The 12686-nt window shown below is 44.9% G+C and carries 13 protein-coding genes and 1 pseudogene; 8 read left to right on the top strand and 6 right to left on the bottom strand.

Annotated features, from left to right (window positions below; all coding sequences use genetic code 11):
- Window positions 1-10: 10 nt before the first annotated feature.
- The 3 genes from RE628_RS28680 to RE628_RS28670 are packed head-to-tail and all read right to left on the bottom strand — an operon-like array spanning window position 11 to window position 4213.
- Complete coding sequence (locus RE628_RS28680; RefSeq protein ID WP_309156744.1) at window positions 11-556, bottom strand: AfsR/SARP family transcriptional regulator; 546 nt, start codon at window positions 554-556, stop codon at window positions 11-13.
- Window positions 517-1131, bottom strand: coding sequence for a LytR/AlgR family response regulator transcription factor (locus RE628_RS28675; protein ID WP_309156742.1), 615 nt, complete (start codon window positions 1129-1131; stop codon window positions 517-519). The genes RE628_RS28680 and RE628_RS28675 overlap by 40 nt, the downstream gene beginning before the upstream one ends.
- Window positions 1124-4213 carry a hybrid sensor histidine kinase/response regulator gene (locus tag RE628_RS28670; protein ID WP_309156740.1) on the bottom strand — a complete coding sequence of 1030 codons (3090 nt, stop codon included), beginning with the start codon at window positions 4211-4213 and terminating at the stop codon, window positions 1124-1126. Before RE628_RS28670 ends, RE628_RS28675 begins: the two co-directional genes overlap by 8 nt.
- A gap of 233 nt (window positions 4214-4446) precedes the next feature.
- Between RE628_RS28670 and RE628_RS28665 the strand changes: the two genes are divergently transcribed.
- On the top strand, window positions 4447-5031 hold the full coding sequence (locus RE628_RS28665; protein ID WP_309156738.1) for a Crp/Fnr family transcriptional regulator: 585 nt from the start codon (window positions 4447-4449) through the stop codon (window positions 5029-5031).
- On the opposite strand, the gene RE628_RS28660 is transcribed toward RE628_RS28665, so the two are convergent.
- Window positions 5000-5716, bottom strand: a complete 717-nt coding sequence (locus tag RE628_RS28660; RefSeq protein ID WP_309156736.1) for a DUF4386 domain-containing protein — start codon at window positions 5714-5716, stop codon at window positions 5000-5002. The genes RE628_RS28665 and RE628_RS28660 overlap by 32 nt on opposite strands.
- Window positions 5717-5976: 260 nt before the next feature.
- On the opposite strand from RE628_RS28660, the gene RE628_RS28655 reads away from it, so the two are divergent.
- The 4 genes from RE628_RS28655 to RE628_RS28640 all read left to right on the top strand — a co-directional run bounded on the left by RE628_RS28655 (window position 5977) and on the right by RE628_RS28640 (window position 8828).
- On the top strand, window positions 5977-6144 hold the full coding sequence (locus RE628_RS28655; RefSeq protein WP_309156733.1) for a CxxH/CxxC protein: 168 nt from the start codon (window positions 5977-5979) through the stop codon (window positions 6142-6144).
- Window positions 6145-6523: 379 nt separating this feature from the next.
- On the top strand, window positions 6524-7234 hold the full coding sequence (locus tag RE628_RS28650) for an ABC transporter ATP-binding protein (RefSeq protein WP_309156730.1): 711 nt from the start codon (window positions 6524-6526) through the stop codon (window positions 7232-7234).
- Window positions 7231-8535, top strand: a complete 1305-nt coding sequence (locus RE628_RS28645) for a putative ABC transporter permease subunit (RefSeq protein ID WP_309156728.1) — start codon at window positions 7231-7233, stop codon at window positions 8533-8535. Before RE628_RS28650 ends, RE628_RS28645 begins: the two co-directional genes overlap by 4 nt.
- The gene (locus RE628_RS28640) at window positions 8520-8828 is read left to right on the top strand and encodes a hypothetical protein (protein ID WP_309156726.1); all 309 of its coding nucleotides are present in this window, start codon (window positions 8520-8522) and stop codon (window positions 8826-8828) included. The genes RE628_RS28645 and RE628_RS28640 overlap by 16 nt, the downstream gene beginning before the upstream one ends.
- Before the next feature lie 62 nt (window positions 8829-8890).
- Here RE628_RS28640 and RE628_RS28635 read toward each other — a convergent pair.
- Window positions 8891-9759: pseudogene (locus RE628_RS28635) on the bottom strand (diguanylate cyclase domain-containing protein).
- A 191-nt stretch (window positions 9760-9950) separates the two neighbouring features.
- Window positions 9951-10430, bottom strand: coding sequence for a hypothetical protein (locus RE628_RS28630; RefSeq protein ID WP_309156724.1), 480 nt, complete (start codon window positions 10428-10430; stop codon window positions 9951-9953).
- Between the two features lie 238 nt (window positions 10431-10668).
- Between RE628_RS28630 and RE628_RS28625 the strand changes: the two genes are divergently transcribed.
- The 3 genes from RE628_RS28625 (at window position 10669) to RE628_RS28615 (ending at window position 12609) form a co-directional block, all read left to right on the top strand.
- The gene (locus RE628_RS28625) at window positions 10669-11625 is read left to right on the top strand and encodes a sigma-70 family RNA polymerase sigma factor (RefSeq protein ID WP_309156722.1); all 957 of its coding nucleotides are present in this window, start codon (window positions 10669-10671) and stop codon (window positions 11623-11625) included.
- Window positions 11583-12197 carry a hypothetical protein gene (locus tag RE628_RS28620; protein WP_309159612.1) on the top strand — a complete coding sequence of 205 codons (615 nt, stop codon included), beginning with the start codon at window positions 11583-11585 and terminating at the stop codon, window positions 12195-12197. The genes RE628_RS28625 and RE628_RS28620 overlap by 43 nt, the downstream gene beginning before the upstream one ends.
- A gap of 130 nt (window positions 12198-12327) precedes the next feature.
- On the top strand, window positions 12328-12609 hold the full coding sequence (locus RE628_RS28615; RefSeq protein WP_309156720.1) for a small, acid-soluble spore protein, alpha/beta type: 282 nt from the start codon (window positions 12328-12330) through the stop codon (window positions 12607-12609).
- Window positions 12610-12686 lie beyond the last annotated feature (77 nt).

Here is a 12686-nt window from a genome sequence, read left to right as displayed (position 1 = left end):
TTCATTCTATTTAAAATACTGACAAAGGATGTAGCTCCAATATCTTCCTATCAATGTCCGGAGAAATGCCCAATTCGCTGGCAAACAAGTCTTCTACTTTCTTCTCATGCGCGTCGGCCGCGTCCGCATTGCTCATGAGTAGATGGAGCGCAATAATTTTGTCATGAACACGTATCGTATATGGCTGTAAATTCTCCCACCTTTGCAAGAGTGATAATGCAGACCCGAATCGGCGCTGCTTAACCTCGTAATCGGCCATATATTCCAGCAGCTCGACGACCTTCAATTCCAATACGATCCTTTTTTCCGTCGCCCATTCATATCCGTTATCTGTCAAATACCCGCCTCTATACAACTCTATTGCGCTTGCTGCTGTCGTCCTATCATTGCTTTCTATGAATTGTTGGTACATGATCTCAAACTCATCGTAATCCCAGTTGTCCGGAGCCCATAATAAACGGTAACGTCCCCCACCAGCTCGACTCTGCTCTATAACTTCGAATAATCCGAACGCCTCTAGCTCTTTGCGCAGCTGATACATCGTCGTATACAGCATTGACTGCGCCCGCTCGGCGTCTCGATCCCCCACATGGCATCCATTATACTTTCTTTGGAAATGGGTTGATTTTGTTGATGAAGTAAGAAGGCAAGCATCTCTTCCGTCTTTGCTCTGTGGAATTTCAGCTTCTTTCCATCCTCGGATTCCACGGCAAATCGCCCTAGACTTTGAACAGACACGCGTTTCAAATGTGTATTCACAGTTCTTGCCCCTTGCTTCTTGGTAACCCGATCCAATGTTTTACGTAACCGTTCCACCGTTATTGGCTTCATCACATAATCGAGCGCTTCCGTCTCAAAAGCATCGACCGCATAATGCTCATAGGCTGTCACGAACGCAATAGCGACGTCGGACTTATGCTCTTGAATCCGGCCAGCTAACTCAAGACCGCTCATGCCGGGCATTTCGATATCGATGAACACCATGTCCACGTCCACCGTGTCCATTTGCTCTAGCAGCTCCTCCGGATCATTATAAAGACCGCAAATCTGCACATCGTCGAAGGTTCGTAGTACACTTTCGGCCATTCTCAATGCTGGCAGTTCATCGTCGACCGCCATTACTCTAATCATGATTGTGTTCTCCCTTCGGAATATGAATCGTAACGACCGTACCTCCGGTCGCCTTGCTATCCATGTTAAAACCGTGGCCGTAGATTCGCATCAACCGTTGCTGGATATTTTTCAGTGCAACGCCGCTGTTTGCCTTTTCACTTTTTTCAGGTGATTGATCCGCGAGAGACTTTTGAAGCCCTGATCCATTATCTTCTACCGTTATAACGACATTGTCTTTTACCGCTCGAATGGAGAGGATAACTGTACCTCCCTGTTTCCGGTTGGCCAAGCCATGCTGCACCGCATTTTCCACTAACGGCTGAATGACGAGTGGCGGTAGCAGACAGTTCACATTATCCTCTATGTCGTACACGATGTGTAGACGATCTCCAAAACGGGCTTTCTCAATCGATAGGTACGCCTCTACAAGCTCGAGCTCTTTACGCAGCGGAACCAGTCTGTCCAGATTTCTGAAATCAAAGCTGCGTCGCAAATACTGGCTAAACTTGGCCAGCAAGTCCCGGGCAGCTTGTGCATCATCAAGCGAGTAAGCGGAGATCGTATTTAGTGCATTGTACAGAAAATGGGGCTTGATCTGCGCCTGTAGGAAGGCCATCTCGGCGCTTACTAATTCGCTAGCTGACTTCTTCATCTTTAGCAAGGTCCGAATACGAGCTTTCATCTCACCCGCCTCGACCGGCTTGCCCAGAAAGTCATTAACACCGGCATCGAACGCTGCCATGATTTCCTCCGGTCTATTTCTTGCCGTGAGCAGCAGCACCGGCAGCTCGGATAGCGAGAATCGCTTGCGAATGCTCTGGCATACCTCGTAACCGGACATGCCAGGCATCATCAGATCGACAACCGCCAGATCAATTCGCCGGTTACGCTCAAGCTGGCGGATCGCCTCAATCCCACTGGATACGGCAATAACCGTATACTTCTCCATCGATAAAAAGTTGAGCAGCACTTGTCGATTGGTAGCGTCGTCATCCACAACAAGAATGGTGAAAGCTCCATCACCCTCCAGCCTAATAGGTTGCACCCAAGAGGCATGAGAAGCGGCTGCCGTCTCCAGCCAAGCATCGGAACTATCCCTCTCCATCTCATCCTCATACTTATCCGTCGCTGTGGCAAGCGGCACTGTAAACGTAAATACGGAACCTTTACCGGGCTCTGACTTCACTTGAATCGTTCCGCCGTGCAATTCGACCAAATGCTTTGTAATGCTAAGCCCAAGCCCCGTACCACCATACTCTAGGGCTATCAAGCTGCCAGCTTGTTCGAACGATTCGAATATCGTGTCCAGCTTATCGTGCGGAATGCCAATACCGGTATCCGCTACGGATATCGCCAGCCAGCCGTCCTCTTCCTTCGCTGATACGATGATCTCCCCTGAAGCAGTAAACTTTAGTGCATTTCCGAGCAGATTGTTCAAAATTTGCGTCAAGCGGTCTTCATCTGCGTAGACAAAGTGCCGATTACTGGTACGGTCAATAAGACTGACTGGCTTATCTCCCACCAGATGGCGGAATAACTCCAATTCAATGCGTACAATCGGACGTAAAGCAACGGACTGGTGGTTTAGAACGAGCTCTCCATGCTTCAATTTGGAGAAGTCGAGCAGATCACCCACTAGATTAGCCATTCTCTTGCCGGAACTTGCAATAAGCGCTACGTTCTCCTCCTGCTGCGGCGTCATTGGACCTGCTGCGCCTTCCAGCAGTGATTGGGCAATATTGATAATACCGTGTAACGGTGTCCTCATCTCATGGGACGTGTTGGCCAGAAATTCGTCCTTCAAATGGTCCATGGAACGCAGCCGATTCGAAAGCTCATGTACGGTATTAAATGCATTCACGAACCTTCCGGACAATAACAGCCCTTGTGCGATAACAAAACATATCCATGCGGTATTTTGAACGGAAGAGGCTGCCGCAACTCCGAAAAATTGCAGGGTGGATACCGCATCCATTGTAAGCAGCGACAGCGCTCCGATTAGCATATATACCGAACCTTCCATATTTCGCATCGCAGCTACAGCCATTATGAAGACCACATAAAGAACCGCTACAAAGGTCAAGACGAAACTTACGTTGCTTAAATGGGAAAAAATAGATGCCGGAGTCACTAGAATGACCAACATTCGTACAGCAATCAGCGCTCCAAATCCTCGCAACGCGAGTTTGTGGAACAGACCGGGGAAGGAATGCTTCGCATATAATAGTAGAAATAGTTCCGATGACACACCGGTAAAGTCTTGCATTTTGGTATATAGCTCATAAGGGATTCCCGGAAGAAGCAGTGTCGTGATTTTCTCGCCGTGTGTCAACGTGAACAGGCACATCGAAAGACAGCATAAGCCAAAATAAAGCCAAGAACGTTCAAGTCCTCGCATCCAGAACAGTACAATGAAATAGCTGCCCATTAACAAGAACACCGCAGCAGCGATCAAATCTTTGGCAACGGCCATCTCACGTGCAGATTGGATGTCTTTCTGATCTCCTAAGTATATTGAATGGGTTATCCCACCCTGAAAATACCGATAATTTGCGACCTGTATAATGATGTCTGCTGTATTACCGTCTACTGAGAAATAACGAACATAAGGTGCATTGGAGGACACTGTCGCCTGCTTGTCCGTCCCAGGTTGCCCGCGAGAGCCGATCTCTAGGCCATTCACAAACAGTCTATGAGCGGTTTTGATATTGGTCTGTCTGATCCCATAGATCCGCCCTTTATCTTCCGGTAGTACGACTCGTAGCCTGAAAGTAGCTTGTCCATAAGCAGATTCATTTCCCCCTACGACCTTATAACGATCCCATTGATCCGGTACGTGAACATATCCCGTCATCACCGGAGGACGATTCTCTGCCTTAGGATCTTCTGGATTCAGTAGCCGATCCTGATAATATTCCCATTCTCCATCCAAGCGTACGCTGCCGTCCGTGGCGAAGTTCCATTGTGATAAATCCATTTTGCCGTTCACAGCTTCAGGAAGGCTGCTCTCAACGGATCGATTGGCAGCCAGCTGGTACGTTGTCATCAGAATGAACAAACCGCAAAAAATGATCAATGCGGCTACCGTTATTTTTCGCATTTGTCGTCCCCTTTTTCTCTATGGAGCCTGCTAATTCGAATCACTCATCTTCGCTTGTGAACGTTCGAGGGAAGCTCTTTAATCCTCATAATATATTCCAATTTTATTTTGATAGCTCCAAAGCCGTCAATTGTTAATTAAGGCGATCTATGGGACTAAATCATTTCATGTTATAGTCTATAACAAATAGAGAATGAAGTTCATCGTAATTTCTGAACCTGAGAGGGATCCCAATGAGAAGCATATTAATGAAGTATCTGTCTAAGTTTACAACGCTTAGCGAAGAAGAACAGCAAGCGATTATTGATGATATATGTATGGAGGAATATAAGAAGGGGACAGTACTCCTTAGGCAGGGGGACGTTCCAACGAAATGCTATTTTGTTCTGAAGGGATGTGTAAGGCAATATTTCATCGATGAGGCAGGGAAAGAGACGACCTCTAATTTCTATACCGAAGAGCAAGCTGCTTCTATTTTCAATTATTATAGACAGGATCGGTCGTCCCCTTACACTTTAACTTGTCTGGAAGACTGTGTATTGGTGGTTGGTGATCTTGATATGGAACAGGGTATGTTCAGTAAATATGCACAACTGGAGACGATGATCCGCAAAATGGTAGAGGAGAACCTCGGGGAGGTTCAAGATGAATGGTCTTCATTCATCTCCTCTACACCTGAAGAGCGGTATAAGGCATTAGTGCGGAGAAGGCCTGATTTAGCCGAACGTGTACCTCAGCATCAATTAGCCAGTTATCTCGGCATGACTCCAGAGTCATTAAGTCGAATCAAGAGACGGATTCACGAGCAGGATTTTTAAATAGCAGCCAGATGGCTAGTCCCAGCTCTCCTAGAGTCATTGGGAGTGTGAATATAAGGGTAAGAGTTGAGATCCATTTACTATAGTCTGGTAGAAAGATATTGCATAAGTGAATAGAAATATAACCAATTCCTCCAAGCAGCACGAGAATGCTGATGATTCTTGGAATGTTGCCAGATCGGAGAGCTAAGTAGCCCACAATGAGAAGATGTCCTCCAAAAATGATCAAGCCGATCGACCAGATTGATTGAAATGCTTCAAGAGATACCATCATTAGGGCTTGAATCTGACTGGCGTCAAATGAAGATAAATAAGGGATATTCTTGGAAAGCAGTAGTACAAACACTAAATTCAGGATAGCTATACCGAGCATGGCGGAATAGATAAGTCGGAGCCAGGCTCCAAATAGGGAAAGACCTTTGTGGATGGGTGCCAGGACGATATAGAGCGCCCAAGCAGCGATAACGTCACAGATTAGAATGATCAACCATCCGAGGAGCTCGGCTTTGAACAGGTTGACCGAGGCAAGGATGTTCTGAAATGTCAGTGCCGGATTATCCTGTACCACAAGGCGTCCATGAATGAAGCCATAGGCAAAGAATGCTACGAGTGCCATGACAATTAGTGATGTACTGGCAGTTAACGCAGATATCCGTTGGTCTGATAATTTTTTAACAGTTTTCATTAGAATAAACCTCCTGTATGAAGATATCTGCTCTTATTTTAGATAGGAGCTGGATTCCGTTCATTGACTTAAGTCAAGAAGGTAACTGATTATCGTCAGGAGGATACCCATAGGAGGCGGGGACATATTTTCCACGCAGAAGTATGTGCAAATTGGTTCCTTTTTGCACCGGAGTATGGTAGAACAGATACAGGGCAATCTGTAATTATAGAAGCGTATGCTTTGAGAAGCTGCGGCAACAGAGAGGATGCTTTAGGTATATGTATGTAGTGTGCAAAGATCATGTAGATGTAGCAATCGATAAGTTCATTAAAGAGTTTGAAGAAGCACCGGACGTTGTGGATCTAGAACATACGAAGTTTATTGATTGGGATCCACCAGTAAAATGTGAAGAATGCGATCATGAGGCCAAGTTTTTGGTTGTGTGATCATAAAATATGAAGAACAACAAGCTCTTCCCATTCGGGGAGGGCTTGTTTTATTATCGCGGTCGCTTCATGAAATAAACTCTTGAAAGTGACGTTACGTCATTTTGTATAATCGAAGTAATGATGAAGTTACAAGAAACTTGCAGTCAAGGTATGAACGGAAATGAGGCTGCTAAAAAGGGGGCATGAGGTATGAAGCAAGGTGATGCTCTTATTTATGGGTGCGTCATTATCGGCGGAGGGACTATTTAATAGCGGATACAATTGAACGTTCTGCATAGGCTAAGCGTATTATAGTTATTCTACTAGCAAAGCGGATAGAAAGAAGCTAGAATGCTGCGCTAAGTTGTATATTACGCCTATGGAGAGGTGAGGGAAGATGCTCACAATAAGACATTTTACGAAGAGCTATAAGGGTGGCAAGAAGGCCGTAGATGATTTGAATCTAGTGGTTGAAAAAGGTGATATTTACGGTTTCATTGGACATAACGGTGCAGGAAAAACGACGACGATCCGTTCAGTGGTTGGTGTCCTAGACTTTGAAGAAGGGGATATAGAAATTGACGGCATCTCGATCAAGAAGGACCCCGTTGCCTGCAAAAGGGTTACTGCGTATATTCCGGACAACCCGGACCTATACGATCATCTTACGGGCATACAGTACTTGAATTTTATTGGCGATCTCTATAGCGTCTCACGAACAGATCGTGAGCTGTTGATTAAGAAATATGGCGATGCTTTTCAGATTACTGACAGTTTAGGCAATTTGATCTCCTCGTACTCTCATGGTATGAAGCAGAAGCTTGCGATCATCTCCGCTCTGATTCATAGGCCGAAGCTATTGGTTCTGGATGAACCTTTTGTCGGGCTTGATCCGCAGGCTGCTCACACGTTAAAGACGATCATGGCAGACTTGTGCAGGAATGGTAGTGCCATCTTCTTCTCCACCCATGTACTTGATGTGGCTGAGAAGCTGTGTAATAAGATTGCTATTATCAAAGCGGGTCAGTTGATCACCCATGGAAGGACAGAGGATGTGAAGGGTGATCACAGCCTTGAAGATGTGTTCCTGGAGTTGATAGATAAATGATGAATGTATGGAGATTAATGAAGGTACAGCTGCTATCCACATTTGGATTGAATAAAGCATTGCACGCACACGATGTTAAGGAAAATCGTAAATTTCTTCTACTCAGCATCAGTATTGTAATAGGAATGGTTTTGATTGCAGCAACTTCCTTTGGGTACAGTTACGGGCTGGCACAGACCTTTGAACAAATAGAACGTATGGATCTATTATTAGCTATTATGATGGCGGCAGCATCCATGGTCGGGTTCTTTACAACGATCTATAAGGCTAGCGGAGTCTTATTTGGCTATAAAGACTATGATCTGGTCATGTCGTTACCCATTAAAACAAGCCATGTGGTAGCGAGTCGTGTTCTACATCTCTATGTGCTGAATTTATTTTTCACTTTGATACTAATTGTGCCTGCTGGTGCGGTGTATGCGATCAAAGTGAATCCTGAAGCTGTATACTATCTGTTTTTTCTAGTTACAGTCCTGTTCATTCCGTTATTGCCCATTATTGCGGCTACCCTTATAGGTGCGCTGATCAGCTGGATATCCTCGCGATTTAGAGCGAGTCGAATGATTGGCCTCATCCTAACTATGGTTGTAATCATTGGTGTTATGATCGGTTCGTTCCGTATCAATGGAAATGAGCAGGTGCTTACCGATATGAGTACACAATTGGCGGATATGATATTTAAAATGTATCCTCTTGCAGCCATGTATGTAGATGCCGTTTGCTCCTATCAGATCGGTCCATTGCTATTATTTATTGCCATTTCGGTCCTGGCGTTCATCTTGTTCTCTATAGTACTTGGCACAAGATATAAAGCGATACACACAGGTTTGACGACATCTCATACAAGAAGTAAATATGTGATGAGGTCACTAAGAACATCTTCTCCTTTTCGTGCTTTGTATATTAAGGAGCTGCGTCGATACTTCAGTTCTTCCTTATATGTGCTGAATACGAGTATCATTATAATTTTTCTGCTTGTGGCGTCGATTGCCCTCTTGTTTATTAGCTCGGAGAATCTTGGACAGTTGCTAGAAATTCCACAATTGTCTGAATACTTGGGTAGAATGGCTCCAATGGTCGTTTCTTTGACTATCGTATTAAGCTGTACAGCGTCAAGTTCGATTTCTCTGGAAGGTAACCATCTATGGATACTCAAAAGCTCGCCCGTATCAAAAAAGACTGTCCTGCTTAGCAAAGTAGCGGTTAATCTTACCGTCACCATTCCGATTTCGGTGATTAGCTGTCTGCTGCTCATGATATCTTTGCGTACGGGTGGATTGAAAGCTTGCTATTGCTTGTGATCCCAATGATCTATGCATGCTATTCAGCTATGCTCGGAGTTATCGTTAATTTGAAGTTTCCTAAACTAGACTGGACCAGCGAAGTCACTGTGATTAAGCAGTGTGCATCGGTATACGTATCTATGTTATTGAACTTTGTCAGCATAGTGATACCCATTGCCGTATTGCTGCTCCTATCCCACGTGAACGTCAATCTCATCCTGTCGGGTATTGGAGTCATGATGTTGGTGGTATGCGGTATGATGTATAAGTACATTGCGACCAAAGGGGAGAGGTTATTCCAGGCGCTATAATTCATTTCTCAAATCGATTTTAACTTATAGGAAAGTGTTTTAGAGTAAAGGAGCTGCTGGCTTTAAACCGAGGCAGCTCCTTTATGTTCTTGTATTGAACGACTCTTCTTAATTTGATACATCGCGTTATCAGCAATATGGATTAAGGCTTGTCCATCCATACCATCAGCTGGGTAGTAGCTTATTCCAATACTCATGCCAACAGGAGTTACTCCATACCTGGACATGTATTTGGATAGGCTGATCTGCATTCTATCCGTAATATCGCGGACCTCTTGCTTCGAAGGTGAGTGGCCAATATACATGATAAACTCATCTCCACCCATTCTGGCAGTCATGCCACGGGGAGCCGCGGCCTCGTTAATAATACGGGCGGCCTGCTTTAGCACTTCATCACCGGCAGATGTCCTAGATTATCGTTAAGCCATTTGATCTTATCGAGGTCAATCAGGAAGAGGGCGAGTGTCTCGTTGTTACGCTCCGATTCTGCCAAGGCTTCATTCAATTTGTCATGGAAGAATCTCCGATTCGGCATCCGTGTAAGAGGATCATGGAAGGCAAGAAACTGGATTTCCTCCTGATACTGCTTCTGCATCGTGATATCACGGAGAATCAGCAGCACATGCTGTTCATTATCAACCCATACATAATCGGCGTCTACTTGTAGAGTGAATGATGTACTCTCAAGCAGGAGCTCCGTCTCATCATGGCGGATTACTCTTCTGGCTTGAATTTGATCTTTAATCTTACTGCCTAGCAAATCCAATATAGGTACGGAATTTATTTTATCTAAGCCCAATAAGTTCAGTGCCCTAGGGTTTGCCTCTTTGACCGTTCCTTTCAGATCGGCAAGAACGATTGGATCGGGATTCATATGAAATAGCTTCTCATATCGCTTATCATACAAACTCAGAAAATCATGCTTTCTCATCGTTTGACGCAAAAAGTAGCACCATATGATACCACTGTATAAATACGGATAAGGCGGTAGGATGGCACCGTAATTAATAAAGCCAAACATACCATGCCAGATCACCACGGCGATAATCCCACTGATCAACAAATTGTAGATGGATTTCTGTTCGTTTGTATCGGCTTTTGTTTTGGCAAAGATGAGGAGAATCAGAAGAGGAGGTCCATAACCACACTGGATGTCATGGCTATGTAGTATCCGGTATTATAAACAGGCAGCTTCCACATGCCTTGCTCGTAGAATTGTTGAGATGATATTAGGTCAGCACCGGTTGCAAGATTAATGACAACAAAGAGCAGCGGCAAATAAAAAACATAAGGGTAGATCACTCGCGGCATTTTTTGGTCGAGATGTGTGAGTTTGATTAGGAAATGGGCACCAAATCCCGGAATTAGAATTCCCGTACTGCTTAACCATACAGCGGATAGGATTGGGCTATATTCTAGCGGGACCTGATGTCTAACATATTCCTCAGCGAATAGAAGAAGATAACATAAGCAGATGAGACTAAGCAGGATATGCTCTACCTTTCTCTTATTACGAAGCAATACATCCGTGGCCATATAAGCAAAAAATAGAATAGGCAGCCCATGTGTGAATAGAAGGATTAGAGCGTCCTTGATATTCATGTCATCACCGTAACTTTCTCCGAATATGTAATGTCCTACATAGTTATAGTCTTATATTAACCTATTTTACAGGTTCTGTGTTTAGAGGATATTTTAAGTTTGATATGATTATGTTCATAGTTCGTATAGAGAGATATTGCATAAATGCGAAGTGTCTTAAGTGAAATTGTATATGTAACCATTTGAAGCGTTATCGGCACTTGAATAGGAGAAGACGGATGAAGGGGGACATCAAGAAGTGCTTCAATGGATAGAGGCCGCGAAGCGCGGTGAAGGGGCAGCACAGGAGTACATTGTACAGCAGTTTAGAGGGATGGCGCTGACCGTTGCTTATGAAATATTACGCGATGTGCATTTAGCGGAAGACGCTGTTCAAGAGGCGTTTGCGGAAGCATTTATGAATTTGCCTAAGCTTCGTGAGCAGGCGGCTTTTCCAGGCTGGTTCAAGGTGATTGTAGAGCGCCAATGCTATCGAATATTGCGTCGAAAGCAGCTTCCCATCGTACCCATTCATGAAGTAGAGCAAATTGTGAGTGAACAATCCAGCGTGGCAGATTTGGTGGAACGAAGAGAGATGCAAAAGATTCTATACTCCTCTATTGCACAATTATCACCTAATATGCGAATTGCTGTACAACTGTATTACTTTCAAGGTTATTCCGTCCAAGAGATCTCTGACTATTTAAGTGTATCTGTGTCTGCACTGAAGAAAAGATTGTTCGACGCGCGGCGTATGCTGAAAAATTCGCTCCATGTTGCTGATTTTATATCCGTATTTCTCGATCTCTATGAAGGAGGCAGTAAAATGTTGCATATTGTAAACGGGGATTCTGTTGCTGATAAGCTGAAAGAGAGCGGAGTTCAAGGAGAGATTCTGGTATGGAGAGAGGTGTATCCTCATGGTCCCGTATTTCGGGAGATGAGTGGGGACAACCTTAAGCAGCGTGCTCAATATTTGCAACAAACACTAGGGATTCCTCCGGAAGTGTATATTCAGGGTTGTAAAGAGCAGGAACAGGTCCTCCAAAACTTTGCTAACTATGATGAAGTTATTCTATGGTTCGAGCATGACTTGTTCGATCAGACGATGCTCTGTTATCTATTGAACTGGTTCTCCCATCAATCCTTGGGAAGTACCAAGTTAAATCTGTTGTGTATCGGTGCGTATCCGGGTATCGAGTTGTTCCGGGATTAGGGCAGCTCTCTGCGAAGCAGCTTCAGACATTGTCAGGGACATGGCAGTCTGTTGGGCCGGACCAGCTTCAATTAGGGCGAAAAGTGTGGGAGGCGTACACATCAGAGGAATGGAGTAAGCATGTCCAGGTCGTCGAAGAAGACACGGAGGCATTACCTTTTGTACAGGCTGCATTTCGGGCTCATTTGGACAGGATTCCTTCTAGAGATAATGGAGTCGGGATCATTGAACAAGTTACGTTAGAAGCTGTGTCGGCGGGAATTGTTCATCCATACGAGTTGTTTCATCATGTAGGCGATCGGCTGCATGTGCTTGGCATGGGTGATCTAGAGTATTGGTACCGATTGCGGAAGATGACGGAGGAGTCTTACCCGCTGCTGCATATTCAGGGCTTGGATACTTTTCCTGATTATAAGCATACCGATCCGTCTTTTAGACAATGCGAAATTCGCTTAACTGATTTGGGACAGCAGGTGTTGTCAGGCGACGCCAATTGGTTGAAGTTAAAAGGTGCTGATGAGTGGTATGGCGGCTACCACCGTCTCAAATTAGGGGAAACCTGCGAATGTTAGGATCGCTGTCACTAGATGGGTACAAAGAAAGGACGTATAGTGCGTGTTCAAAAACCACCTTATGGAGGATATCTTCTGCTGAATCAGGGCATATTAGGCCAAAATAGATGTGGAGAGTGATTCAGAGGATATGTCTAGAAGACGCAGAAGGTATGCCGTGCCCGGGGTTGAGCAGCAAATGCAGTCATTTAAAGCTGAAGTGATGAGAAAAGAGGGCTATGACGTAGACCCCAACCATCCGGATGATGTAAAGTACGAGGTAGCGGAGGAGATGGGTATTCCGCTGACGGAGGGAGATAACAGCGATTTGACGACTGAATCGGTCGGGAAAATCGGCGGTAAGATCGGCGGCTCTATGGTCCGAGAGATGATCCGCATGGCCCAGGAGAAACTGGCGAATATTAAGAAATAGCAGTGATGATAAGATCAGCCCGCAAACCTTGCGTTTGTCGGGCTGAAATCGTTTAGTGGTATTTCAATGCACGGTTA

It is taken from the genome of Paenibacillus sp. D2_2 (genome assembly GCF_031199965.1).
In the GTDB taxonomy this organism is placed as follows: domain Bacteria; phylum Bacillota; class Bacilli; order Paenibacillales; family Paenibacillaceae; genus Fontibacillus.
This window is presented reverse-complemented; position numbering and strand designations above follow the sequence as displayed.

Excerpts from the sequence above, each read along its gene's own strand:
- RE628_RS28680 (WP_309156744.1), bottom strand. The coding sequence starts at position 556 with ATGCTGTATACGACGATGTATCAGCTGCGCAAAGAGCTAGAGGCGTTC.
- RE628_RS28675 (WP_309156742.1), bottom strand. The coding sequence starts at position 1,131 with ATGATTAGAGTAATGGCGGTCGACGATGAACTGCCAGCATTGAGAATG.
- RE628_RS28670 (WP_309156740.1), bottom strand. The coding sequence starts at position 4,213 with ATGCGAAAAATAACGGTAGCCGCATTGATCATTTTTTGCGGTTTGTTC.
- RE628_RS28665 (WP_309156738.1), top strand. The coding sequence starts at position 4,447 with ATGAGAAGCATATTAATGAAGTATCTGTCTAAGTTTACAACGCTTAGC.
- RE628_RS28660 (WP_309156736.1), bottom strand. The coding sequence starts at position 5,716 with ATGAAAACTGTTAAAAAATTATCAGACCAACGGATATCTGCGTTAACT.
- RE628_RS28655 (WP_309156733.1), top strand. The coding sequence starts at position 5,977 with ATGTATGTAGTGTGCAAAGATCATGTAGATGTAGCAATCGATAAGTTC.
- RE628_RS28650 (WP_309156730.1), top strand. The coding sequence starts at position 6,524 with ATGCTCACAATAAGACATTTTACGAAGAGCTATAAGGGTGGCAAGAAG.
- RE628_RS28645 (WP_309156728.1), top strand. The coding sequence starts at position 7,231 with ATGATGAATGTATGGAGATTAATGAAGGTACAGCTGCTATCCACATTT.
- RE628_RS28630 (WP_309156724.1), bottom strand. The coding sequence starts at position 10,430 with ATGAATATCAAGGACGCTCTAATCCTTCTATTCACACATGGGCTGCCT.
- RE628_RS28615 (WP_309156720.1), top strand. The coding sequence starts at position 12,328 with ATGTCTAGAAGACGCAGAAGGTATGCCGTGCCCGGGGTTGAGCAGCAA.